Annotated in this window: 24 protein-coding genes; 9 read left to right on the top strand and 15 right to left on the bottom strand. The window is 72.1% G+C overall.

The features are described from left to right. Positions 1-28: 28 nt before the first annotated feature. Positions 29-607, bottom strand: coding sequence for a YceI family protein (locus ACGFYP_RS01795; RefSeq protein ID WP_393485299.1), 579 nt, complete (start codon positions 605-607; stop codon positions 29-31). Between the two features lie 115 nt (positions 608-722). Between ACGFYP_RS01795 and ACGFYP_RS01800 the strand changes: the two genes are divergently transcribed. After that, the gene (locus tag ACGFYP_RS01800) at positions 723-1,586 is read left to right on the top strand and encodes a helix-turn-helix domain-containing protein (RefSeq protein WP_393485300.1); all 864 of its coding nucleotides are present in this window, start codon (positions 723-725) and stop codon (positions 1,584-1,586) included. 35 nt (positions 1,587-1,621) lie between these two features. Here the strand turns inward: ACGFYP_RS01800 and ACGFYP_RS01805 are convergent, their stop codons facing one another. The 5 genes from ACGFYP_RS01805 to ACGFYP_RS01825 all read right to left on the bottom strand — a co-directional run bounded on the left by ACGFYP_RS01805 (position 1,622) and on the right by ACGFYP_RS01825 (position 6,620). Next, complete coding sequence (locus ACGFYP_RS01805; protein WP_393485301.1) at positions 1,622-2,449, bottom strand: tyrosinase family protein; 828 nt, start codon at positions 2,447-2,449, stop codon at positions 1,622-1,624. A 23-nt stretch (positions 2,450-2,472) separates the two neighbouring features. Then, a complete protein-coding gene (locus tag ACGFYP_RS01810; protein ID WP_393485302.1) occupies positions 2,473-2,865 on the bottom strand; it encodes a tyrosinase cofactor in 393 nt (130 codons plus the stop codon). A 317-nt stretch (positions 2,866-3,182) separates the two neighbouring features. Further along, a complete protein-coding gene (locus ACGFYP_RS01815) occupies positions 3,183-3,929 on the bottom strand; it encodes a succinate dehydrogenase/fumarate reductase iron-sulfur subunit (RefSeq protein ID WP_361970128.1) in 747 nt (248 codons plus the stop codon). Then, positions 3,926-5,908: a fumarate reductase/succinate dehydrogenase flavoprotein subunit gene (locus ACGFYP_RS01820; protein ID WP_393485303.1), complete on the bottom strand. Its 1,983-nt coding sequence runs from the start codon at positions 5,906-5,908 to the stop codon at positions 3,926-3,928. Before ACGFYP_RS01820 ends, ACGFYP_RS01815 begins: the two co-directional genes overlap by 4 nt. Position 5,909: 1 nt before the next feature. After that, positions 5,910-6,620 (bottom strand): succinate dehydrogenase, encoded by a 711-nt coding sequence (locus ACGFYP_RS01825; RefSeq protein WP_393485304.1) that lies wholly within the window; start codon positions 6,618-6,620, stop codon positions 5,910-5,912. Between the two features lie 72 nt (positions 6,621-6,692). Between ACGFYP_RS01825 and ACGFYP_RS01830 the strand changes: the two genes are divergently transcribed. After that, positions 6,693-7,595 (top strand): LysR substrate-binding domain-containing protein, encoded by a 903-nt coding sequence (locus ACGFYP_RS01830; RefSeq protein ID WP_361970136.1) that lies wholly within the window; start codon positions 6,693-6,695, stop codon positions 7,593-7,595. Between the two features lie 411 nt (positions 7,596-8,006). Here ACGFYP_RS01830 and ACGFYP_RS01835 read toward each other — a convergent pair whose 3' ends face one another. From ACGFYP_RS01835 to ACGFYP_RS01845, 3 genes are all read right to left on the bottom strand, one after another. Then, entirely contained in the window at positions 8,007-10,223 is a 2,217-nt protein-coding gene (locus tag ACGFYP_RS01835; RefSeq protein ID WP_361970142.1) for an EAL domain-containing protein, read from the bottom strand. Next, entirely contained in the window at positions 10,220-11,032 is an 813-nt protein-coding gene (locus ACGFYP_RS01840) for an SAM-dependent methyltransferase (protein ID WP_393485305.1), read from the bottom strand. The genes ACGFYP_RS01835 and ACGFYP_RS01840 overlap by 4 nt, the downstream gene beginning before the upstream one ends. Positions 11,033-11,311: 279 nt before the next feature. Next, positions 11,312-12,310, bottom strand: coding sequence for an SCO0930 family lipoprotein (locus ACGFYP_RS01845; protein WP_393485306.1), 999 nt, complete (start codon positions 12,308-12,310; stop codon positions 11,312-11,314). Positions 12,311-12,517: 207 nt separating this feature from the next. Here ACGFYP_RS01845 and ACGFYP_RS01850 point away from each other — a divergent pair, with 207 nt between their 5' ends. The 3 genes from ACGFYP_RS01850 to ACGFYP_RS01860 all read left to right on the top strand — a co-directional run bounded on the left by ACGFYP_RS01850 (position 12,518) and on the right by ACGFYP_RS01860 (position 14,611). Next, positions 12,518-13,072, top strand: coding sequence for a hypothetical protein (locus tag ACGFYP_RS01850; RefSeq protein ID WP_393485307.1), 555 nt, complete (start codon positions 12,518-12,520; stop codon positions 13,070-13,072). A 20-nt stretch (positions 13,073-13,092) separates the two neighbouring features. After that, on the top strand, positions 13,093-13,857 hold the full coding sequence (locus ACGFYP_RS01855; RefSeq protein WP_393485308.1) for a hypothetical protein: 765 nt from the start codon (positions 13,093-13,095) through the stop codon (positions 13,855-13,857). 193 nt (positions 13,858-14,050) lie between these two features. After that, a complete protein-coding gene (locus ACGFYP_RS01860) occupies positions 14,051-14,611 on the top strand; it encodes a hypothetical protein (RefSeq protein WP_393485309.1) in 561 nt (186 codons plus the stop codon). A gap of 143 nt (positions 14,612-14,754) precedes the next feature. On the opposite strand, the gene ACGFYP_RS01865 is transcribed toward ACGFYP_RS01860, so the two are convergent. After that, positions 14,755-15,240, bottom strand: a complete 486-nt coding sequence (locus tag ACGFYP_RS01865) for a hypothetical protein (RefSeq protein WP_361965322.1) — start codon at positions 15,238-15,240, stop codon at positions 14,755-14,757. 392 nt (positions 15,241-15,632) lie between these two features. On the opposite strand from ACGFYP_RS01865, the gene ACGFYP_RS01870 reads away from it, so the two are divergent. Continuing rightward, complete coding sequence (locus ACGFYP_RS01870) at positions 15,633-16,292, top strand: class F sortase (protein WP_393485310.1); 660 nt, start codon at positions 15,633-15,635, stop codon at positions 16,290-16,292. A gap of 76 nt (positions 16,293-16,368) precedes the next feature. Here the strand turns inward: ACGFYP_RS01870 and ACGFYP_RS01875 are convergent, their stop codons facing one another. Both ACGFYP_RS01875 and ACGFYP_RS01880 read right to left on the bottom strand, forming a co-directional pair. Next, positions 16,369-17,250, bottom strand: coding sequence for a polysaccharide deacetylase family protein (locus tag ACGFYP_RS01875; RefSeq protein ID WP_393485311.1), 882 nt, complete (start codon positions 17,248-17,250; stop codon positions 16,369-16,371). A 93-nt stretch (positions 17,251-17,343) separates the two neighbouring features. Then, positions 17,344-18,540: a CapA family protein gene (locus ACGFYP_RS01880; RefSeq protein WP_393485312.1), complete on the bottom strand. Its 1,197-nt coding sequence runs from the start codon at positions 18,538-18,540 to the stop codon at positions 17,344-17,346. Between the two features lie 261 nt (positions 18,541-18,801). On the opposite strand from ACGFYP_RS01880, the gene ACGFYP_RS01885 reads away from it, so the two are divergent. The 3 genes from ACGFYP_RS01885 (at position 18,802) to ACGFYP_RS01895 (ending at position 20,502) form a co-directional block, all read left to right on the top strand. Next, entirely contained in the window at positions 18,802-19,377 is a 576-nt protein-coding gene (locus ACGFYP_RS01885; RefSeq protein ID WP_361965314.1) for a sigma-70 family RNA polymerase sigma factor, read from the top strand. Between the two features lie 4 nt (positions 19,378-19,381). Continuing rightward, complete coding sequence (locus ACGFYP_RS01890; protein WP_393485313.1) at positions 19,382-19,795, top strand: PaaI family thioesterase; 414 nt, start codon at positions 19,382-19,384, stop codon at positions 19,793-19,795. Between the two features lie 206 nt (positions 19,796-20,001). Further along, complete coding sequence (locus ACGFYP_RS01895; protein ID WP_393485314.1) at positions 20,002-20,502, top strand: hypothetical protein; 501 nt, start codon at positions 20,002-20,004, stop codon at positions 20,500-20,502. A 7-nt stretch (positions 20,503-20,509) separates the two neighbouring features. Here the strand turns inward: ACGFYP_RS01895 and ACGFYP_RS01900 are convergent, their stop codons facing one another. The 3 genes from ACGFYP_RS01900 to ACGFYP_RS01910 are packed head-to-tail and all read right to left on the bottom strand — an operon-like array spanning position 20,510 to position 23,970. Continuing rightward, entirely contained in the window at positions 20,510-21,718 is a 1,209-nt protein-coding gene (locus tag ACGFYP_RS01900) for a histidine kinase (RefSeq protein WP_361965308.1), read from the bottom strand. Continuing rightward, the gene (locus tag ACGFYP_RS01905; RefSeq protein WP_393485315.1) at positions 21,715-23,553 is read right to left on the bottom strand and encodes a cation acetate symporter; all 1,839 of its coding nucleotides are present in this window, start codon (positions 23,551-23,553) and stop codon (positions 21,715-21,717) included. Before ACGFYP_RS01905 ends, ACGFYP_RS01900 begins: the two co-directional genes overlap by 4 nt. A gap of 15 nt (positions 23,554-23,568) precedes the next feature. After that, positions 23,569-23,970, bottom strand: coding sequence for a hypothetical protein (locus ACGFYP_RS01910; RefSeq protein WP_393485316.1), 402 nt, complete (start codon positions 23,968-23,970; stop codon positions 23,569-23,571). Between the last annotated feature and the right edge of the window lie 9 nt (positions 23,971-23,979).

The raw sequence follows: 23,979 nt of genomic DNA on the forward strand, positions 1-23,979 counted from the left end.
GGAGCGGTGAACAGCACGCCCTGGCGGGCTACTTGGGCTCGACGAACTGGACCTCCAGGCTCACCTTGATCACGTCACCGAGGAAGCCGGGCGCGAAGTCCAGGCCGAAGTCGCTGCGCCGGAACTCGCCGGTCGCGTCGAAGCCCGCGTGCCGGCTGCCGTCCACCGGGACGTCGACGACGCCCCCGAACTCGACGTCGAAGGCGATGGGGCGGGTCACGTCCCCGATGGTGAGGTCCCCCTCCAGGGTCCACTCCTCCCCCGCGCCGCCGATCCGGGTGGAGCGGAACGTCATCGTCGGGCGCTTCTCGACGTCGAGCAGGTCGGCGGCGCGCACATGGGCGTCACGGTCCGCGTTGCCGGTGTCGATCGAGGCGAGGGCGACGGTCGCGGTGATCGAGGAGTCCGCCAGGCTCTCGCCGACGACCAGCTCGGCGCTCAGGTCGTTGAAGCGGCCGCGCACCTTGGAGATGCCGAGGTGGCGGATGGTGAAGCCGACGGCGGAGTGCAGCGGGTCGAAGGCCCAGCTCCCGGGGGTCAGCGGAAGAGCGGTCCCGGAGGTCGCGGCGGCGGTGGAGGTGGCGGAGGTCTGCGCTTCGTTGGTCATGGCTCAACGCTGCGGCCCGGCCCCGCCGCGAGGAAGGCCGCGCCGAGACCGGTAGTGCGGAGGCTGGTAGTGACAGGGCCACCCTCGCGCCCTCCCCTCCTCGTACGATCGGGGGATGAGCGACAACGAGCTGGGGGCCTTCCTGCGCGCCCGCCGCGAGGCCCTCACCCCTGCCGAGGCCGGGCTGCCCGCCGGGGCGCGTCGGCGGACGCCGGGGCTGCGGCGGGCGGAGCTGGCGATGCTGGCCGGGATCAGCGTCGAGTACCTGGCCCGCCTCGAACAGGGCCGGGACCGCAACCCCTCGGCCCAGGTCCTCGGCGCGCTCAGCGACGCGCTGCGGCTGCCGCTCGACGCCCGGGTCCACATGCGGCGCCTGCTGAAGTCCCAGGACCACAAGCACCTGTGCGCGGTGGCCCCGACGCCGGCCCGCGAGGTGCGGTCCACGGTGCGCGCCCTGCTCGACCGGCTCGGGGAGACCCCGGCCGCCGTGACGAACGTGCTGGGCGAGACCGTCGCGTACAGCGACGGCTACGCACGGCTCGCGGGCCCGCTGGGGCTGCTCGACGGCGACCCGCCGAGCATGCCGCGCTACGTCTTCACCGACCCTCGGGCCCGTGAGGTCTACCCGGACTGGGACCGGGTCGCCGACCAGCAGGTGGCGGCGCTGTACTTCGGCATCACGGGCTCCGACCCCTCGATGGCGGAACTGGCCAGGGAGCTGACGATCACGGCGGGCGCGGCCTTCTCCGACCGGCTGGCTTCGGCGGGTGTCCTGCCGGACCGCTCGGGCGTGGAGCGCCTGGTGCACCCCGAGGCAGGCGAGCTGCGCCTCGCGTACGAGGTGCTCGAACTGGCGGAGACCGACGGGCAGCAGCTGGTGGTACGGCTGCCCGCCGACGAGGTGTCCTCCGCCGCCCTGGACCGGCTGGTCGGGCGCCGCCCGGGCACTTTGCGCGCGGTCGGCGACCGACCGGCCTGATCCGGCCCGATCCGGCCTGATCCGGACGAGAGACCCTAGGCCGCCGTGTCGAAGGTGTAGTGGCGGGTGTGGTCCAGCATGTCCGCGGGGGTCACGTTGTTCCAGGGGCGCATGGTGTCGTTCAGGTCGACGACGTTCGCCGTGCCCGCGGCCGGCAGGTACGTGGACCGGGGGTGACGGGCCTGCCAGTCGGCCCACAGCTTGTCGATGAACGCGTGGTGCATCCAGAACACGGGGTCGTTCGGGGAGACTCCCGTGCCCATCTGGCCGCCGACCCAGACGTGGACGCGGTTGTGGAGGTTGACGCCGCGCCAGCCCTCCAGGTGGTTGCGGAATCCGTCCGACGAGCTGTTCCACGGCGCCATGTCGTAGGTCTGCATGGCGAGGACGGAGTCCACCTCGGCGCGGGTGGGCAGCTGACGGCCGCCGGCGCCCAGGTCGCGCCGCAGGAAGTCACGCCCGTCGACCCGGACGTTGATCGTCCACCGGTTGCCGCTGCGGGCGAAGGCGCCGTCCAGCACCTGGCCGTCGCGGGCGCGGCCGGTGCCGCCGAGGAAGTCGGGGGCCCAGAGCGAGGAGCGGGCTGTGCGGTCGGCCGTCCAGTCCCAGTAGGGCAGGGCGACCGTGGAGTCGACGGACTGCAGCGCCTGCTCGAACTCTATGAGGAAGCGGCGGTGCCAGGGGAGGAACGAGGGCGAGCGGTGGCCGACTCTCTCGCCACTGTCCGTGTCGCCCATGATGAAGGCGTTGTGCGTGGTGACGAAGGTGTCGTAGCGGCCCGAGCGCTTGAGCTCGAGGAGCGCGTCGACGAAGCGTCGCTTCTCGTCGGCGGTGAGGGCGGCCTGGTTCTTGCGTACGGTCATGGTGGTGCGGCTCCTGGATCGGGTCAGACGAGGGTGAGCGGAACGAGGGGCGCGCCCCTCAGCTCGCGGACGGCGGCGCGGGCCGCCGCCTTGGCCGTGGCGACCGGCTCGTAGTGGCTGATCACGCTGATCCAGGTGCCGTCGGCGTTCTGCATGACGTGCAGTTCCTCGCCGTCGATGGTCACGGAGTAGCCGCCCCCGTGGTGCCCCCCGTGATGGCCGCCGCCGTGCGCGGGGCCGCCCTTGATGCGTCGGCCCAGGTAGGTCTCGTCGAAGGACGCCGGGGCGGAGCCGGCGGCCGGGGCCGCGGCCCGCGGTGCGGCCGCGCCCGCGGATCCGGCGACGGCGAGGCCCGTGACGGCCCCGGCTGCGCCTGCGGCGACGCCGAGCGCCTTGCGGCGGGTGATGCTGGACATGACTGGTCCCCCAAGTGGTCGGACAGGACCGGGGGTTGGTCATATGCCCCCGGCAGGACCATCAATACCCAAGGGTTCCGGAGCGCCGGAAATCACCAGATGTCGGTTGGTCGCGAAATGGCCAACTCGTAGCGAAATGTACAGACTTGAACAGAGTTGATCTTGCCGTGCGGAGACACCGCAGCACCCGGAGATGAAAATCTTACGGAGATCACGACGATCTTGTGAAGATCTTCCTCTCCGGGGTGCGGGACGTGGCAGGGGTCACGCCCCTCGACTGTCCGAAAGCGGCCGTGCCCCGCGCCGGAATCCGGGATTCAGTGGCGGGCCTTACGACGCGCGCGCAGCCACTCCTTGTTCATCGCGGCGATCGACGGCAGCGGGATCCCCTTCGGGCAGGCCGTCGCGCACTCCCCGGTGAGGGTGCAGCCGCCGAACCCCTCGGCGTCCATCTGCCCGACCATGTCCAGGACCCGGCTCTCGCGCTCAGGGGAGCCCTGGGGCAGGACGTTCAGATGGTTGACCTTGGCCGAGGTGAAGAGCATCGCCGAGCCGTTCGGGCAGGCGGCCACGCAGGCGCCGCAGCCGATGCACTCGGCGTGCTCGAAGGCGAAGTCGGCGTCGGCCTTCGGGACCGGGGTCGCGTGGGCCTCGGGGGCCGACCCGGTGGGGGCGCTGATGTAGCCGCCGGCCTGGATGATCCGGTCGAAGGCGGAGCGGTCGACCACCAGGTCCTTGACCACCGGGAAGGCGGAGGCGCGCCAGGGCTCGATGTCGATGGTGTCCCCGTCACGGAAGGACCGCATGTGGAGCTGGCAGGTGGTGGTGCGCTCGGGACCGTGGGCGTCGCCGTTGATGACCAGGCTGCACGCGCCGCAGATGCCCTCGCGACAGTCGTGGTCGAAGGCGACGGGGTCCTCACCGCGCAGGATGAGCTCCTCGTTGAGCGTGTCGAGCATCTCCAGGAACGACATGTCGGAGGAGATGCCGTCCACCTCGTAGGTGGACATGGCTCCGGGGGCGTCGGCGTTCTTCTGGCGCCAGACGCGGAGGTTGAGCTTCATGCGTAGCTCCGCTGGGTGGGGTGGACGTGCTCGAAGACGAGGTCTTCCTTGTGCAGGACGGGGGCGTCGCCGGTTTCGCCGCCGTGCTCTCCCGGGGGACGACCCCCGGACCCCCGGAATTCCCAGGCAGCCACGTACGAGAACTCCTCGTCGCGGCGCGCGGCCTCGCCGTCCGGGGTCTGGGACTCCTCGCGGAAGTGGCCGCCGCAGGACTCGGCCCGGTGCAGCGCGTCGAGGCACATCAGCTCGGCGAGCTCCAGGTAGTCGACGATCCGGTTGGCCTTCTCCAGGGACTGGTTGAACTCCTCGCCCGTGCCGGGGACCTTGACGCGGCGCCAGAACTCCTCGCGGATCTGCGGGATCCGGTCGAGCGCCTTGCGCAGGCCCTCTTCCGTACGGGCCATGCCGCAGAACTCCCACATCAGTTCGCCGAGTTCGCGGTGGAAGGAGTCCGGTGTCCGGTCGCCGTCCACCGAGAGCAGCAGGTTCAGGCGGTTCTCGGTCTCGGCGAGTACCTCGCGCACCGCCGGGTGGTCGTCGGTGACCCGCTCGGCGTGCGGGTGGCGGGCGAGGTAGTCGTTGATGGTGGACGGCAGGACGAAGTAGCCGTCGGCGAGGCCCTGCATCAGCGCGGAGGCGCCGAGCCGGTTGGCGCCGTGGTCGGAGAAGTTGGCCTCGCCGACGGCGAAGAGGCCGGGGACGGTGGTCTGGAGGTCGTAGTCGACCCAGAGTCCGCCCATCGTGTAGTGCACGGCGGGGTAGATCCGCATCGGGACCTCGTACGGGTTCTCCGCGGTGATCCGCTCGTACATGTCGAAGAGGTTGCCGTACTTCTCCTCGACGGCCTTACGGCCCATCCGGCGGATGGCGTCGGCGAAGTCGAGGTACACGCCCTGCCCGCCGGGACCGACGCCACGCCCCTCGTCGCAGACGTTCTTCGCGGCGCGGGAGGCGATGTCGCGGGGGACGAGGTTGCCGAAGGAGGGGTAGATGCGCTCCAGGTAGTAGTCGCGCTCGTCCTCGGGGATCTCGGCGGCCGGGCGGGTGTCGCCCTTCGCCTTGGGGACCCAGATGCGGCCGTCGTTGCGCAGGGACTCGCTCATCAGCGTCAGCTTGGACTGGTGGTCGCCGGTGCGCGGGATGCAGGTGGGGTGGATCTGGGTGAAGCAGGGGTTGGCGAAGTACGCGCCGCGCCGGTGGGCGCGCCAGACGGCGGTGGCGTTGGAGTTCATGGCGTTCGTCGACAGGTAGAAGACGTTGCCGTAGCCGCCGCTGGCGAGGACCACCGCGTCCGCGTAGTGGGTGGAGATCGCGCCGGTGATCAGATCACGGGCGACGATCCCGCGGGCCCGGCCGTCGACCACGATCAGGTCGAGCATCTCGGTGCGGGCGTGCATCTCGACGTTGCCCGCGGCGATCTGCCGGGAGAGCGCCTGGTACGCCCCGAGGAGCAGCTGCTGGCCCGTCTGGCCTCGGGCGTAGAAGGTACGGGAGACCTGGACGCCGCCGAAGGAGCGGGTGTCGAGGAGTCCGCCGTACTCGCGGGCGAAGGGCACGCCCTGGGCGACGCACTGGTCGATGATCTCGACGGAGATCTGGGCGAGGCGGTGGACGTTGGACTCGCGGGCGCGGAAGTCGCCGCCCTTGACGGTGTCGTAGAAGAGCCGGTGGATGGAGTCGCCGTCGTTGCGGTAGTTCTTGGCGGCGTTGATGCCGCCCTGGGCGGCGATGGAGTGGGCGCGGCGCGGGGAGTCCTGGTAGCAGAACTGGACGACGTGGTAGCCCTGTTCGGCGAGGGTGGCGCCGGCGGAGCCGCCCGCGAGGCCGGTGCCGACGACGATGACGGTGTGCTTGCGCCGGTTGGCGGGGTTGACCAGCTTGGCCTGGAAGCGGCGGGTGTCCCAGCGTTCGGCGATGGGTCCCGCGGGGGCCTTGTGGTCGACGACCGGCTCACCGGTCGTGTAGTCGAGGAAACTCATGTCAGCTCACCACTCCGCTCATGACGGCGACGGGGACGGAGACGAAGCCCACGGTCAGGACGAGCGCGAGGCCGTTGGCGAGGATCTTGAGGAGACGCTCCCGGCGGGCGTTGCCGACGCCGAGGGTCTGGGCGGCGCTCCAGAAGCCGTGGCGGACGTGCAGGCCGACGGCGAGCATGGCGACGATGTAGATGACGTTGCCGTACCAGGTGGAGAAGGTGTCCACGACGTTCTCGTAAGGCCTGCCCTCCTGGAAGCCGCCGGAGTGGACGGTGCCGGTGGTGAGGTCCAGGACGTGCCAGACGATGAAGAGCGCCATGATGATCCCGCCCCAGCGCATGGTGCGCGTGGCGTACGAGGACCGCTTGCGGCGGTGGGCGTAGCCGGTGGGGCGGGCCTTGATGTCGCGCCTGCTGAGCTGGTACGCGCAGACGGCGTGTCCGACGACGGCGGCGAGCAGCACGATCCGGACGAGCCAGAGGGCCCAGGAGTAGTGCAGGACGGGGTCGCCCATGGTGCGCAGCCAGTGGCCGTAGGCGTTGAACTCCTCCGGGCCGAAGAAGACCTTGAGGTTGCCCATGACGTGGGCCACGAGGTAGCCGAGCATGATCAGACCGCTGACGGCCATGACGGTCTTCTTGCCGATGGTCGAGGACCAGAAGCCGCGGGAGCGGGTGGGCGGCGGGGGTGCCGTCTTCGTTGCCAGAGCCATGGCATCGACGCTAGGGCCGAAGGGCCTGAGAGGTCCAAGACATGGTCCTGCTCATCTCGATAGGCTGAGCCTATGCAGTTCCAGCAGCTTCTGTACTTCGTGGCCGTGGCGGAGACCCGGCACTTCACGCGCGCCGCGGAGCGGGTACATGTCTCCCAGCCCTCGCTGTCGCAGCAGATCCGGGCCCTGGAGCAGGAGCTGGGGGCGGAGCTGTTCAGCCGGGCGCGCGGGAACATCGCACTCACCGACGCGGGCGAGGCGCTGCTGCCGCTGGCGCGGCGCATCCTCGCGGACACGGACACGGCGCGGCACGAGGTCCAGGAGCTGGTGCAGCTGAAGCGGGGCCGGGTGCGGCTCGGCGCGACGCCGAGCCTGTGCACGGGTCTGCTGCCGGACGTGCTGCGCGCCTTCCACGATCTGCACCCGGGGATCCGGCTGCTCATCGAGGAGGGCGGCTCGCACGATCTCGTACGGGAGCTGGCGCGCGGCGCGCTCGATCTGGCGCTCGTGGTCCTGCCGCTCCCGACGCCATCGCCCGCGCTGACGACGGTGGAGCTGCTGCGTGAGGACCTGGTGGTGGTGTCGAGCGCTGCCGCGCCTTCGCCCGCACGGCCGGTGCGGATCGCGGATCTGCGGGATCAGCCGCTGGTGATGTTCCGGCACGGCTACGACCTGCGGGAGCTGACCGTGGCCGCGTGCCGTGCGGAGGGCTTCGAGCCCTCGTTCACGGTGGAGGGCGGGGAGATGGACGCGGTCCTCGGGTTCGTGCGGGCGGGTCTGGGGGTGGCGGTGGTGCCGGCCATGGTCGCCGCGCGGGCGGGCCGCGACCTGCGGGTCACGGCCCTGGCCCGTCCCGGTCTGCGGCGCACGATCGCCCTGGCCCACCGCAGCGACGTGGCGCCACCGCGGGCGGCGCGGGAGCTCCAGAGACTGCTGCTGCGCAGCAGCGGCGGCCGCGGGAGCCCGGAGGCGTAGCGCACGTGCGGGCGACCGGTGGTGTACGGGGCGAAGGGGGCCGGCGACTGCAGGAAGGGCGCGCGCCCGGTCGTAGTACCGGAGCGGGCGCGGCGGCGGACCCGCGGTGATCCTGGAGTCATGCACCTGCCCAGGGTGGTCGTGGAGCGACCGGACAGCCGTGGCCTGCGGCAGGTCCGCCTGGGTGGCGAAGTGGTGGGAGCGGCCTGGTCGTTGCGTGACCTCCGGAAGAGCTCGCCCCCGCCCTCGTGCCGCACCCCTGGCCGGGCCGACTCGGAGTAGGCCGCCCCGAGCGTCCCGCCGCTCGTACCGAGGGATGCCCCTCACGGCGGTCGCCGGGGGCGCGGGGCCCGTCGGTTCGTCGGTTCGGCGTCAGGGACGGACCGACGGGACCCTCGTGTCGTGCACGGTCTAGACCGCGTCCGCCAGGACCAGGGAGTGGATGCGGTCCGGGGCGCCGGGGCGGGCGTAGTACCAGCCCTGGGCCGTGTCGCAGCCGAGCTCGCGGAGCTGCTGCGCCTGCGCCCCCGTCTCCACGCCCTCGACCGTCACCGCCAGCTCCAGGCTGTGCGCCAGCGAGACGATGCCCTCCACGATCTTGAGGTCGACCGGGTCCGCCGGGTGCTGCTGCATGCCCTGGGTGAAGGAACGGTCCAGCTTGAGCACGCTCACCGGAAGCCGACGCAGGTTGGCCAGGTTCGAGTAGCCCGTGCCGAAGTCGTCGAGGGCTATGTCGACGCCCATCTCGGCGAGTTGGCGCAGCGGCTTCAGCAGGTCGTCGTCCGCGCCGATGAGCGCGGACTCGGTCACCTCCAGGCAGAGCGCGCCCGGTTCGAGCCCCGACCGCTCCAGGACGTCGACCGTGTCGGCGACCAGGCGCGGGTGGTGCAGCTGGGTCGGCGAGAGGTTGACGTTGATCCGCAGCGGGCCGCCGTCGGCGTGCCGGGCCTGCCAGAAACGGGCCTGGCGGACGGCCTCCTGGAGGACCCAGCGGCCGAGCGGCACGATCAGTCCGGTGTTCTCGGCGAGCGGGATGAACCGGTCGGGCCCGAGCACCCCGTGCTGCGGATGGCACCACCGTACGAGCGCTTCGGCGCCGTGCACGCTGCCGTCGCCGAGGTGCACCAGCGGCTGGTACTCGATGAAGAACTCGCCGCGCTCCAGAGCCGCGGGCAGCGCGGTGGTCAGCCCGTGCCGGGTGATCGCGCGGGCGTCGGCCTCCGCGTCGGCGAACTCGAAGCGGTTGCCGCCGGCCGACTTGGCCCGGTACATCGTGATGTCCGCGCTGCGCAGCACCTCCGCGGGGGTCCGCTCCCCCGCCGGCCCCTCGACGACCCCGACGCTGCCGCGGACGGTCAGTTCGCGGCCGTCGATCCGGACGGGGGTGGCGAGCGTCGCGAGGATACGGTTCGCCAGCTCGACGACCTCCCGCTCGGTGTGCGGGCCGGTGGTCAGGGCGACGAACTCGTCGCCGCCGAGCCGGGCCACCATCTCGCCGGGCGCGGTGGCGCAGCTCTGCAGCCGGTCGGCGACCTCGACGAGCAGCCGGTCACCGGTCGAGTGGCCGAGGCTGTCGTTGATGGCCTTGAAGCCGTCCAGGTCGAGGTAGCAGAGGCCGAAGCGCCCGCCCGCGGTCGAGCTGAGCGCCTTGTCCAGGCGCTCGAAGAACAGGGTCCGGTTGGGCAGTCCGGTGAGCGCGTCATGGGTCGCCTCGTACCGCAGCCGGAGGTTGAGCAGCCGCCGTTCGGTGGTGTCCTCCATGAGCGCCAGCTGGTACTGGGGGACGCCCTCGGCGTCGCGCAGCAGCGAGACGGTGAGGTTGGTCCACAGGACCGTTCCGTCGCCCCGGTAGTACGGCTTCTCCACGCGGTAGTGGTCGCGTTCGCCGCGCACCAGCTCGCCGTAGAGCTTCCAGACGTGCGGGCCGTCCTCGGGGTGCGCCCACTCGCTGACGTTCCGGCTGCGGACGTGCTGCTCCAGGCCGCCGAACATCCGGGTCAGGGTCTCGTTGACCTCCAGGATGTTGCCTTCGAGGTCGGCTATGCCGATCCCGATGGCGGCCCCGTCGAAGACCGCCCGGAAGCGGCTCTCGGTGGTGTGCAGGGCGACTTCGGCGGCGCTGCGGGCGTTGAGCGCGGACCGCGCGATGGCCTCCTGCTCCAGCAGGGTCCGCTCGCGCAGCGCCTGCGCGAAGCCGGCCGCCATGGCGTGCTGGAGCCGTGCGCAGCGGGCCCGCAGCTCCTCCGTGGAGGCGCCCGTGACGGTGGCCGAGGTGCCCGTGGCGGTACCCGGGCCCGTCGAGGCGGTCTCCTCCTCGCCGCAGTACAGCACCAGGTAGGCGTCGATGACCCCGAGGGTGCGGCTCAGCGCGTCGGGGTCGGTGCAGTGGACGCCCACGAGCGCGGCTCCCGCGCGGTGCGCGGGGGCCGTGTCGAAGGACCTGTCGTGCAGCGCGGCGCGCAGCTCGCGGGCGAGCGGCAGCAGATGCTGTTCGAACTCGGCGCGGGTCATCGAGGTGGCCGTGACCGGGAAGATGGCCCGGCTCCATATCGTCACGAACCGCCTGAGTCTGTCCTCGAGGCCGTCCGGCTCCGCGCCGGAACCGGACGGCTGCGACGGCACCTTCACGCTTTGCGCCCCACCCCTGCGAAGCCCGAGAAGGCGAAGGGATCCTCGTCCTCGACCGGGCTCTCGGGCCGCCAGTCGGGCATGGAGACCAGGCCCGGCTCGATGAGTTCGCAGCCCTCGAAGAAGCGGCTGATCTCCCCGTGCGAGCGCATCACGAGCGGGTTGCGGATGCTCTTGTAGACCCCGACGGTGCCCGAGGCCTCGTCCTGCGTGAGCGGGATGCCCTCGTACGAGGCGTGGGTCAGCACGAGCAGGCTGCCGGGTGCGAGGGCGTCGATGAGCTCCGCGACGGCCCTGCCCGGTTCGTCCTCGTCCTCCAGGAAGTGCAGGACGGCCACGAGGAGCAGCGCCACCGGCTTGTCCAGGTCGAGGAGTTCGCCGACCTCGGGGCTGTTGAGGATCTCCCGCGGCTTGCGCAGGTCGGCCGCGACGACGGCGGCGCGGTCGTCGCCCTCCAGGACCACGCGGCTGTGCGCGACGGCCACCGGGTCGTGGTCGACGTACACCACGCGCGCGTCGGGGGACGCCGCCTGGGCGACCTCGTGGACGTTGCCGAACGTCGGTATGCCGGAACCGATGTCGAGGAACTGGGTGATGCCGTTGTCGACGGCGAATCGCACGGCGCGACGCATGAAGGCCCGATTCGCCTGCATGACCTTGGGGAGTCCCGGCATGAACTCCATGGCCTTGCGGGCCGCTTCCCGGTCCACCTCGAAATTGTGCGAGCCGCCCAGATAGAAGTCGTACATACGGGACACACTCGGTACCGAAATATCGATACCCGGCGGGGCCCAGGCGGGACGCTCCATCAATGTCTCCAACAAGTCGCCACGGGGGATACGGCCATGTGTTCGCGGCCGGTGTTCGAGCCGAGGCTACTGATCGCCCGCCGAGAGAGCGAGTGGAAACGGAAATTCGCGGTCCGTTCTTGGTCACACGCCATTGGCACGTGCGCGAGGAACTGCGTGAGGAACGCAGAGTTCACGCCTTCAGCGCGTGCACATTCACGTGCATGTGGACGTGCGCCGGTCCGCCGTCACTCGTGAAGTGACGGCGGACCGGCCGGCCGGAAGCGCTGCGCGGGGGAGTTACTTGGGCGCTCCGACCAGCTTTCCCTCGGGGGACACGGCGTACCAGGTGCCGCCCACACCTTGGCCGTTGGTCTCTCCGGGCGCGTTGTCGCCGGCGAAGGTGTAGAGGGGCCAGCAGTCGATCGTCTGCTGCTTGATGCCGTCGGGCCGGGCGAAGGTGACGAAGCCCTTCTTCGTGATGCCCTCGATGTCGTTCTTGTCGACAGGGGCGACAACCGGCCACTTCGCCAAGCAGGCGCCCGTGCAGGCCGTCTTCATGGGCCAGGCGGAATCCTTCTTGAAGCGGTAGACCGTCATTCCTCGCGAATCGACCACGATGTCACCGAGCTTGGGGTCCTTGCGCACCGAGAGGCCCGCCGCGTCCGTTCCCGGTGCCTCCTCGGCGCCCTCGTCCGCGCCCTCGTCGGGGGCCTCGGCGGAGGCCGGTGCGGCCTTCTTTCCGTCGGGGGCGGAGGCGAACCAGGTGCCGCCGACACCCTGCCCGTTGAGGTCGCCCGGCTGAATGTCCTTCGCGTACCGGTACATGGGCCAGCCGCCGATGGTCAGTTGCTTGCTGCCGTCGGACCGGGTCACCTCGCCGAGCAGCGAAGCGTCCACCCCGGCCGGGGGCTTGGCGCCCTCGGGGCTCACCACGGGCCACACGGCGGCGCAGTCGCCCTCGCACGTGGCCTTCGGCGGGGAGGAGGAGTCCTTGTCGAAGCGGTAGAGGGTGAAGCCCTCGCTGTCGGTGACCACCTTGCCCAGCTGCTTGGTCGCCGACACCGCCAACTGCCCGGCGGGTTCGGCGCCGGTGCCGTCGGCGGTGCCGGAGCCGTAGCCCCCTGAGGCGTATCCGTCGGAGCCCGCGCCGCTGTCGGCGGGCGCGCCCGCCGGGTTCGCGGCTCCCGCCGGCTGACCGCCCAGCGTCTGGTCGCCCTTCTCCTGACCGCACGCCGTCGTCAGCGTGAGCACGGCGGCCGCCGTCAGCACCAGAGCCGCGTTCCCCCAGGTCTTCATCTGAACTCCCGTTGTCTCATCGCTAGTTGGTGCGACCCGTGCGGCCGCTTCCGGCATTGAGTACGGGCCGCGCGGGCGTCGTGCTCAACGGGAGGCGAGGAAGTTTCCGGAGATCGTCAAACCGGTGCACCCGCAGATCCCCACCATCCGGCGAATCCGGTGCGATTCCCGGCGCGGAGGGCCAGGACTGTGATCATGCTCTTCGGCGTGTCTCTGTACGGATCCCACCTCGCACGGGCCCTGGCGGCCGCCGCGCTGCTGTGGCTGCTCGCCGCACCGGCGCCCGCTGCCGCCGACGCCTGCGCCTACGCCACGACCGGGCCCGGCGGCTCGAACACCTCGGTCGCGGTCATCGGGCCGGGCGCGTGCTCGCCCACCCCGGTGCCTCCCCGGCCGCCGCGTCCGGCGCCCACCCCGGAACCCGAGCCGCCGAAGCCCGCCCCACCGCCGCCTCCTCCCGTACGGGCGGACCCACCGCCCCCGCCCCGGCCGGCCCCACCCGGGCCGCGGCCGGCGCCGCCGGCGAAGCCCGTACCCGCGCCGCCCGCGCCCGAGGCGCCCACTCCCCCACCCCCGTCTCCACCGTCCCCTGCGCCGTCGTTGCGCGCCCGGCCACCGGCCGCCGGCCCCGTCGCCCTGCCCTCCTACCGCCGCACCGCTCGGCCGCAGCCCACGGACGGCACCTCGCCCGTGACGATGATGCTGCTGGTCACCGCCCCGGCAGTGCTCGCGACCGCGATCCTGCGCCCCCGTTCCCGCTGAGCCCCGCCGAAGGAATCACCATGTCCGAATGGCTCGTCCTGACCATCGCGATGGCCGCCGCCTGCGCGGTCGTCCTCACCATCGTCGTCATCAACAACCGCCGGGTACCGGACGACGACGACCCCACCGAGACGCCCGACGTCATGGAGTACATGACGATGATGATCGGCGTGATCTACGCGATCGTGCTCGGCCTCGCCATCGCCGGCGTCTGGGAGGCGCGTGGCGCCGCCGAGGAGACCGTGCGCCAGGAGGCCCAGGCACTGCACGAGATCTCGGCGCGCGTCGAGGTGTACCCGGCGGACGTACGGACCCGGATCCGCGCCGATGTCGACGCGTACGTCTCGTACGTGGTCGACGAGGAGTGGCGCCACATGTCCGAGCACGGCGAGCTCAGCGAGGAGGGCACCCGGCTCCTGGATCAGGTGCGCCGGTCGGTGACCGACTACCAGCCGGCCACCGACCACGAGGGGCAGGCGTACCAGCCGCTCGTGGACCAGGTGGCGGTGGTGGACGACGCACGGGGCGCACGCGGCCAGGGCGCGGGGGCGACGATGCCCGGGGTGGTGTGGTTCGGCCTGATCACCGGAGCCCTTGTGACGGTCGGGCTGATCTTCACCCTGCAGATCCGGCGTACGGGCAGGGAGCTGCTGCTCGCGGGTCTGTTCAGCGCGCTCATCGCCTTCCTGCTCTTCCTGATCTGGGACTTCGACGCGCCGTTCGGGCGCGGGATCTCGGCGACGGCGACACCGTTCACCGACCTCTTCCCGCACCTGACCAGCTAGGCCCCTCTCCGGCGCATGGCCTGGCGGCCGCGCGACGCGCGTGTGGGCCGCACGGGGGACAACCGTGCCCCATTCGCCCGTCTGGGATCGCGGTTGTGGTAGTGCGCTCCTAGCGTCTCGGGTATCGAGGTGCACGCCCTGTCCTTGTGCGGAAACCGCTTCCGCTGCTGCTCCTCGGGGACCGGAGGAATCCATGCGCGCGATACGTGCCGCATCCACTGCCCTGTTGGGGGCGGCCACCATCGCCCTGGCCGCCCCCGTCGCCGTCGCGGCGGACGGTGCCCCCGCACCGAACCCGCGGGCGGCCAAGGCAAAGGCACCGGGCGATTTCGTCGTGACGCCCTCGCTGGTGGCACCGGGCGGGCGGGTGACGCTCACCGCTCCCGGCTGCCGCAGCACGGCGACCGCCTCCGCGGGCGTCTTCGACACGGTCACGATCGCCCCCGGGTCCTCGGCCACCGCACTGGTGGACCTCGACGCCCGGCGGGGCGCCGTCTACACGGTCACGTTCAACTGCACGGGCGGGATCACCGACACCGTGAACCTGACCATCAGCGGCACCACCGCGACCCCGACGACCAGCTCCACCGTCCTCACCACCCCGCGCGGGGTGCAGGGCGGCCTCGGCGGCTCGGTCGAAGGGGTGGGTACCGCAACGCTGGCGGCCGGGGCCGGTCTGGTGGTCGCCGCGGCCGCGGGCACCGTCTTCGTCGTACGACGCAGGTCGCAGCTCGACCGCGGCCGTCGTCACTGACGGCGGGGACGGTGTCCCCGCCGAGGGCTCCGGCCCGAAGGCGTGCACCGGGCCCGCAGGCCCTCGCAACGCCCGTCGCCCCCGAATCCTGGTCAGGATTCGGGGGCGACGGGCGTTGCGGCCGGACCGGGAGGTTCGGCCGGTCAGACCTTGGCGCCTGCCATACGGCGCCGGCGGGCGATGAACAGACCGCCGCCGAGCGCGGCCGCGGCGACGAGCGAACCGCCGACGGCCATTTCCGTGGAGCTGGGAGCGAGCGAGCCACCGATACCACCGAGTGCACCCCTCGCCTCGAGGACGGTGAACTGGCGGGTGACCACGTTCGAGTTGTCGCTGCACTTGACGGCGAGGTTGTAGGTCCCGGGCGTGGCGTGGTTGTAGACCCGGCCGATCGCGCTGGAGATCCCGTTGGAGTTCACCGAGAGGTTGGTCGTCGGGAAGGCGTTGGACGTCACCTTGCCGCCGTGGCCGCAGCCCTTGACGGTGATGGTGATGGTCGAGCCCTGGTGCACGGCCGAGGGGTTGATCGTGACATCGCTGGGCCCGTTGGTGGCTACGGCGAGTGGGGCCGCGAGCCCGACCGCCGCGATCGCGGTGGCGGTCACCGCCAGAGTGCGTGCAGCACGCATGGTTGAACCTCCATTGGAAGGCGCCCCAAAGCGGTGCTCCGGGAAGTTCGACGAGTACGCCTTCCATGACGAACCCTCACAACTCGCAGCAATCCTCGCATTTCGGCACTGGTCCACCCCGGTGAGCCGACACGCCGAGGAAAAGCCCCTGAATCTGACGGAGCCGCAGGTCACCGACCGTCACACCGCTTATCTGACGATTACTCGGATGGGTCATCGTCCCCGTCACCCGGCTGCACCTCGGGTACCACAGAGCCCGGGCACCTCGTCCGTGCCCGGGCTCGTTGCACGGGTCCGTGCCGGCTCGCCCCCGCACCACCCGTTCGCCCCGCTCTGATCGCCGGTTCGCCCGGTCGCCCTTACCGTTCTGACGACGCCACGAAGGGAGAACCATGGGACCCAAGGACTTCAGCGTCCTTGAGCCGAGGAGACGCGCCCCCTGGGGCGTTCTCGCTCTCGTCATGCTGTCCGGCCTGGCGATGATGCGCAACGGGGTCGACGTGGAGCTCGGCCCGCCGCAGCCGGCGGCCGCCGCACGACCCGACACCCGCCCGATCGGGCCGCCGCCCACCGCGCCCGACGGCCTGGAGACCCTGCCGCACGCCCCGGCCTCACGGGTGAAGATCCCGGCGATCCGGGTATCGGCACCGATCATGGACGTCGGCCTCGACCCGGACGGCTGGATCTCCGCCCCGCCCCCTCAGGACCCCAACCTGGCCGGCTGGTACCAGAACGGCATCGCGCCCGGGCAGCGCGGCACGTCCGTCCTGGTGGGCCACGTCGACAACGCGGCGGGCCCCGCGGTCTTCTACGGCCTCGGCTCGCTGGAGAAGGGCCAGCACATCGAGGTCGAGCGGTACGACGGCCGGGTGGCCATCTTCGAGATCTACGGCGTCGAGGTGTACTCCAAGAACGATTTCCCCGGTGTCCAGGTCTACTCCGACACCGGGATGCCCGAACTGCGGGTCATCACCTGCGGCGGCGGCTACTCCCGGGCGCACGGCTACGACGGCAACGTCGTCGTCTACGCCCACATGGTCGGCTCGCGCTGACCTCCCGTCCCCTACGTCCTACGCGCGGAAGGCCCCCGGAGGAGTCCGGGGGCCTTCCGCACGCGCGGGGGTGGGCTCAACGCCGGGGGACGGTGATGCTGTAGCCGGCGTCGAGGAGTTCGGGCAGGTACCGCCCCAGCGCCGCGACGCTCTGCGAGCGGTTGCCGCCCGCGTCGTGCGAGAGCACGACCACCCCGGGCCCCGCCCCGTCGAGGACCCGGCGCACGATGCTGCCGGTGCCGGGTTCCTTCCAGTCGAGGGTGTCGACGGTCCAGGCCAGGGGCTCCATGCCGAGCTCGGCCCCGATCTCGAAGGAGTGCCGGTTCCAGGCCCCGAAGGGAGCGCGGTACCAGAGCGGCGCGGAGCCGAGGATGGACTCGACGAGGTCACTGGTGGAGCCGAGTTCGTCGCGGATCCGGGAGGGCCGCAGCTTGGGGATGAGCGGGTGCGACCAGGAGTGGTTGCCGACCACGTGCCCGTCCGCCGCCATCTCCCGTACCAGGTCCTGGTGGGCGGCCGCCATCTCGCCGCAGACGAAGAACATCGCCCGGCAGCCGTAGTGCCGCAGGGTGGCGAGGATCTCGGGCGTGTAGCGGGGGTCGGGTCCGTCGTCGAACGTCAGCACCATCGAGCGGCCGACACCGGACATCTGGAGGAACGGCCGCTGCCGGACGGGCGGGACCGCCCGGCGGAAGGCCGGGGGCGCGTACGCCGTCATCGGCTGGAGCCGGTACGTCGAGGGCCGCAGCCGGGCGCTCGCGGGCGGACCCGCGGCGGGGCCGGCGCCGGGGGCTCCGGGAGCGGGGCCTCCGGCGGCTTCGGGCGCGAGGGTCGGCGGGGCGCCCGGCGGGGCGCCGAAGCGGTCGGCGGCGAGGGCTCCGACCGTGACGGTGGCCCCGAGGGCGGCGGCGATGCGCAGGACCGTCCGGCGCCCGGTAGGCATCTGATCCTTTTTCATGACTAATGGCTCGCATGGCCGAAGGCCCGCACCCCTCATCCACACCGGTCGGGTGCCCGAAAACACCCGTTGAGCCGATATCCCCGCCGAGCCCTACTCCCCCATCACGAGCCCGTCCTTCGCCGCGCCCCGGCCGAGCACCACGTCGCGGATGGTGTCGCGTACGGCGGTGAGGGGTTCGCCCTCCTTGATGGCGGCGTTGAGGTCGACGACCCGGCCACGGGAGGTGTCGAACCACTGCGGGAGGAACTCCGCCTTGGCGACCTCCCACCGCGCGCCGGGCGTCGTGGGCGGGGTGAAGGTGAAGCGCCCCAGGCTGGACTGGTTGCCCCGGGGGTCGAAGGAGCCGGCGTGGTTGATCATGTCGCCGGCGATCTGGTCGCCCATGCCGTAGATCACCCAGGTGCCGTTGACCTTCTCGTACGCCTGCGGGACGTGCGCGTGGGTGCCGAGGATCAGGTCGATGTCCGGCCTGCCGTCGGTATGCGAGGCCGTGAGGGAGCGGCCGAGGGTGAGCTGGCGGTTGTCGGGGGCGGTCTGCCACTCGGTACCCCAGTGGATACTGACCACGACGACATCCGCGCCGGCCCGCCGGGCGGCCCGGGCGTCGGCGATGATCTTCCCCTCGTCGATCAGGTTGACGGCCCAGGGCTTCCCCTCGGGCAGTGGGTAGCCGTTCGTGTCGTAGGTGTAGGCGAGCTGGGCGACGGTCGCGTCGCCCGCCTTGAGCAGGGTGGGACGGGCCGCCTCCTCGGCAGTACGGGCCGAACCGGCGTGCCGGACGCCCGCCTTGTCGAGGGCGTCGAGGGTCCGGGTGAGGCCCGCGTCGCCGTCGTCGAGGGTGTGGTTGGAGGCGGTGGAGCAGGAGTCGTACCCGGTCGCCTTGAGGGCGGGGGCGATCTCGGGCGGGGACTTGAAGGCGGGGTAGCCGGTGTAGGGCCCGCCCTCCTGTCCGTACACGGTCTCCATGTGGCAGATCGCCAGGTCGGCCGCGGAGACGACACCCTTGACCCCGGAGAGCATCGGGCGGAAGTCGTATCCCTGGCCGTTCGCGTCGGCGGCGGCCTTGCGGATGATCGAGTCGTGCGGCAGGACGTCGCCCGAGGCGACGAGAGTGAAGCCGGTCCTGGCCGAGGCGCCCCCGGGGGCGGCCGACGGGGCGCCGGGGCTCACCGGGTCCTGGCGCGCGGATGGGGCGTCGGGCGTGCCGGCGCCTCCGGCACAACCGGTCGCCGCCGTGAGCAGGACGGCCGCGAAAGCCACCGCCCCCTGTCTCGAACGCTGGGTCATCTGCCGACTCCGCCTGATTCATAGGACGAACATCTGTCCTGATGAATTGACAGGGGATGAATGCCCTAGTCAAGAGTCAAAGCCGCACTGGCCTACAAACCCCGCCGAAACGGATGAAGCGCGTCCGCCTGACCGCTCATCGCACCATTCGCCGCTCGGTGCGACCGCTCGTCGCAGACAATCGCTCGCTCCCTGTCCCTTGTCGCCCGTATGCGTTCGTATACGCCCCGGGACGAAGAGCCGGCAGGAGAGGTGCGAAGCATGACGACGGCGACCGCGACGAGAACGGCGACCACGGACGAGCGGGCCCTCGCGGAGCTGCAGCGGGACCACGGTCCGGCGCTCCTCGGCTTCCTGCTCGGCCTGACCAACGGCGACCGGCAGCGAGCCGAGGACCTGGCCCAGGAGACGCTGGTACGGGCCTGGCTCCACCCGGAGGCCTTCGACGGGCCGTACGAGTCGATGCGCCCCTGGATCTTCACCGTGGCCCGCCGCCTCGCCATCGACGCCCGGCGCTCGCGGCTCGCCCGCCCGACCGAGATCGGCGACGGGATGCTCGCCGCCACCCCCGACCCGGCCGACGCCACCGAGTCCGCGGTCGCCGCCCTCGACGTCCGCGCCGCCGTCCGGGGCCTGAGCCCGGAGCACCGCGCGGTCCTGGTCCGGCTCTACTTCCACGGCCTGACCGTCAACGAGGCCGCGGCCGACCTCGGCATCCCCGCCGGGACCGTCAAGTCGCGCTCGCACTACGCGCTCCGCCAGCTCGGCCACCAGCTGCCCGGCTACCGGCCGCGGCACCGCACCGTTGCCCGCCCCCGCACCGTGGCCGCACAATGACCGGGTGACGCTGACTCCCGCCGCCGCGGACAAGGTACTCGCCGACAACTTCGCCCCCTGGGTGCTCGATCTGGGGCTCACGGTGGTCTCGGTCGACGGCCAGGAGGCGGTGCTCCGCCTACCCTGGTCGGACCGGCTCGCCCGCGAGGGCGGGGGGCTCTCCGGCCAGGCGCTGATGGCCGCCGCCGACACGGCGACGGTGATCGCGGTCACGGCCGCCCGTGGCGGCTACGTGCCGATGACGACGGTGCAGCAGTCCATCAGCTTCCAGCGCCCGGTGCTCGGCACGGACGTCCTGGTACGGGCGCGGCTGACCAAGACGGGCAAGCGGATGGCCTTCGCGGACATCACGATGACGGCCGAGGGCACGGAGGAGACGGCCGCGCACGCGACGGCGGTGTACGCGCTCCTCGGCTGAGGCTCCACGCGAACACCTCGCTCCCGTCGCCCCGACCGTCTCGGGCGCCCCCGCTCCCTTCCGCTGCCCCAGGGGCACCGATCCGACGGGGAAACGTATCCGAAACCACACCGGCGAGTTGAGTAAAGGGCGGCCCGCGCGCGTCTTCCTCGGTGGAGGCTCGTGTCGGGATCGCCGACCGACATGTCCGGGAGAAGGTGGGAGCGTTGCTGCCCGAGAGTACGAACGGCACCAGCGGGGGCGGACTCGCCGTCCCGATGGCCTGGCTGTGTGCCGAGTTCATAGCTGACGATCTACTGCGCGCGGGCTGCCTCGTCGAGCCGGGGACGCTGGAGTACCGGGCCGGCCGGCAGACGCTCGCGCTCACCATCCATCTCTGCGAGGGCTCGGACGCCCACGGCGGGGCACGGACCGCGGGCCGCCTCGACGAGTGGCTCTCCCGGACCTCCTACGACCACCCGTGGCCGGAGTGGGTACGGGCACGGCTCGCCGAGCGGGCCCGCGCGGGCGAGGACGGGCCGGACCTCGCCATGGCCCGGGAGACCTGGCGGCTCCTGGAGGCGACCAGCCTCTGGGCGGCCGACCTGGGCGGCCTGCCGCCCGCCGGTTTCGGTTTCGGTTTCGCGGTGGACGAGAGCGACCACGTGTGGATGCCCGCCTGGCAGTTGGGGCTACCGCTCGGCCATCTGGCCCTGCATCTCTACTGATCGGGCGCTAGGGAGCCGTCGGGTGCACTCCTGGGCGGTACTTGGGGATCCGTACCGTCACCTTCATCCCCGCGTCGATCCCGGTCTCGATGACGAGGCCGTGCTCGGGGCCGTACACCTGCCGCAGCCGCTCGTCGACGTTGGACAGACCGATGCCGGAGCCGGTGGGCCGCTCCCCGAGCAGGACCGCGCGCAGCACCTCCGGGTCCATGCCCACACCGTCGTCCTCGATCACGACGACGGCCTCGGCGCCCGCGTCGCGGGCGGAGATGGTGACCCGGCAGGCGTGCACGCTGTCCTCTAGGCCGTGCTTGACGGCGTTCTCCACCAGCGGCTGGAGGCAGAGGAAGGGCAGGGTCACCGGCAGCACCTCGGGCGCGATCTGGAGCGTGACCTTGAGGCGTTCGCCGAAGCGGGCCCCGGCGAGCGCCAAGTACTGCTCGATGGCGCGCAGTTCGTCGGCGAGCTGGGCGAACTCACCGTGCCGGCGGAAGGAGTAGCGGGTGAAGTCGGCGAACTCCAGGAGGAGTTCCCGCGCCCGTTCGGGGTCGGTGCGGACGAACGAGGCGATCGCGGCGAGGGAGTTGAAGATGAAGTGCGGGGAGATCTGGGCGCGCAGCGCCCGGATCTCGGCCTCCACGATCCTGGTCCGCGAGCGGTCCAGCTCGGCCAGCTCGAGCTGGACGGAGACCCAGCGGGCGACCTCGGTCGCGGCCCGGACGAGGACGGCCGACTCCCGCGAACCGTAGGCGACGAGCGCGCCGAGCACCCCGTCCTCACCGGTCAGCGGGGCGATCACGACCCAGCGCAACGGGCAGGTGACGTCGGCGCAGTCGGTGTGCGCGGACAGGCTGCGACCGGAGTCGAGGATGGGCGTGACCCGCTCCATGACGTGGTCGCGGTGGTGGCTCTCGCCCGGCCCGTCCCAGGCGAGGACGGCGGACCGGTCGGTCAGACAGAGCGCCTCCGTGCCGAGGAGCGAGCGGAGCCGCCGTACCGCCTTGCGCGCGGTGTCCTCGGTGAGTCCGGCGCGCAGCGGCGGGGCGGCGAGCGAGGCGGTGTGCAGGGTGTGGAAGGTGGCACGCTCGACGGGCGTGCCGAGGTCGAGGTCGGCCGCCTTGTCCCCGCGGCGCGTGGCGAGCCGCCCGAGGACGAAGCCGAGCGCGAGGAGCACGGCCCCGACGGCGGCGGATGCGGCGAGCTCGATCCCGGTCACCCCTCGCCCCCCTTCGCCTCGACGCGCCCCGGCTCGTCCCGCGCCGACTCGACGCGCCCCGTCTCCGTACGACCCGGCTCGGTGCGTACCGGTCCCGGACGGCCCGGCTCGGTGCGTACCGGTCCGGGGCGGCCCGTGAACTCCTCCGGGAGGTGAAGGCGGGCGAGGAGCGCCGGGGTGCCGGCCGGGATGTGCCGAGGGGTGGCGAGCGACACAACGATCATCGTGAGGAAGCCCAGCGGCACCGACCAGACCGCAGGCCAGGCCATCAGCGTGTGCGGCCAGCCCTCCCCCGGCAGCCCCGCGCGGGTCGCCATCACGGCCGTGAGCGCGGAGCCGCCGCCGAGCAGCAGCCCGGCCATCGCCCCCGGCGGGGTGAGCCGGCGCCACCAGATGCCGAGGACGAGCAGCGGGCAGAAGGAGGAGGCGGAGACCGCGAACGCGAGGCCGACGGCGTCGGCGACCGGCACCTTCGAGGCGAAGACCCCGGCGGTCAGCGGTACGGCCGTGGCCAGCAGGCTCGCGAGCCGGAAGTGCCGTACGCCGCGGGAGGGCAGCACGTCCTGGGTGAGGACACCGGCGACCGCCATCGTCAGCCCGGAGGCGGTGGAGAGGAAGGCGGCGAAGGCCCCGCCGGCCAGGAGCGCGCCCAGCAGATCGCCGAGCACCCCGCCGAGCATCCGCTCGGGCAGGACAAGGACGGCGGCGTCGGCGGCTCCGGTGAGCGCGAGCTCGGGGGCGTAGATCCGGCCGAGCGCCCCGTAGATCGGCGGCAGCAGGTAGAAGGCGCCGACGAGCCCGAGGACGACCAGGGTCGTGCGGCGCGCTGCGCGGCCGTGGGGGCTGGTGTAGAAGCGGACGGCCACGTGCGGCAGGCCCATGGTGCCGAGGAAGGTGGCGAGGATAAGACCGTACGTGGCGTAGAGCTGGTGCCCGTCGCGCCCGCCGGCCAACGGCTGGGACCAGCCGAGGGGGTCGGCGCCCGTGGAGGCCCGGGCGGGGACGGGCGCGCCCTCGGGGAAGGCGAGCGAGGTGCCGCCCTCGACCCGGTGGGAGCCCTCGTCCAGGGTGACGGTCCTCCCCTCGTACGGCAGGGAGTCGACGCGGCCGGAGACGGTGAGCGTGAGCGGGGCGTCGAGTTCGATCCGTACGGTGTCGGCGACCTTGACGACCGTGTGCTCGCGGAAGACGGCGGGGGCGTCGAAACGGACGCGGGGCGCGTCGTCGCCGAACCAGGCGGCGGTCAGGAAGAGGGCGGGCACGAGCAGGGCGGTGAGTTTCAGCCAGTACTGGAAGGCCTGCACGAAGGTGATGCTGCGCATGCCGCCGGCCGCGACGATGCCGGTGACGACCAGGGCGACGAGGAGTCCGCCGACCCAGTCGGGCGCCCCGGTGAGGATCTCCAGGGTGAGGCCCGCGCCCTGGAGTTGCGGCAGCAGGTAGAGCCAGCCGATGCCGACGACGAAGAGGCTGGCGAGCCGGCGGACGGTCGCGGATTCGAGCCGGGCCTCGGCGAAGTCGGAGAGGGTGTACGCCCCCGAGCGGCGCAGTGGGGCGGCGACGAGGACGAGCAGGACGAGATAGCCGGCGGTGTACCCGACGGGGTACCAGAGCATGTCCGGGCCCTGGACGAGGACGAGGCCCGCGATGCCGAGGAAGGAGGCGGCGGAGAGGTACTCGCCGCTGATGGCGGCGGCGTTGAGGCCGGGCCGCACGGTGCGGGAGGCGACGTAGAAGTCGGAGGTCGTCCGGGATATCCGCAGGCCGAGCGCGCCGATGAGCACGGTCGCCAGGACGACGGCGGTGACGGCGGTCACCGCGTAGGTGTGGTTCACGTCCGACCCCCGCGCTCAGCGGCCCTCGACGAGACGGGTGAAGTCGCGTTCGTTGCGCTCGGCTCGGCGGACGTACCAGTGGGCGACGGCCCAGATGACCGGGTACACGCCGACGCCGAGCGCGATCCAGACGACGGCCTCGGGCGCGGGGAGCGCGAGCAGCAGCGGCAGCGGCCCGACGAACAGGGCGAGCGCGCCGAGCGCGGTGAGGGCGGCCCGCAGCTGGCTCCGCATCAGGGAGCGGACGTAGGTGTGGCCGAGGGTGGTCTGCTCGCTGATCTCGGAGCGGGCGGGGGGATGGCCGGGGAATCGCCGCGCGGGCAGGCCGCCGGCACGGAGCGCCGAGGCGCGCGTGACGGTCTCGCGCCGGGGCCGGCGCGGCGTGGGTTCCTCGGACGTCGGTGTCCGCTCCGGCATCGGGCGACC

The organism is Streptomyces sp. NPDC048370 (genome assembly GCF_043200825.1).
GTDB lineage: Bacteria > Actinomycetota > Actinomycetes > Streptomycetales > Streptomycetaceae > Streptomyces.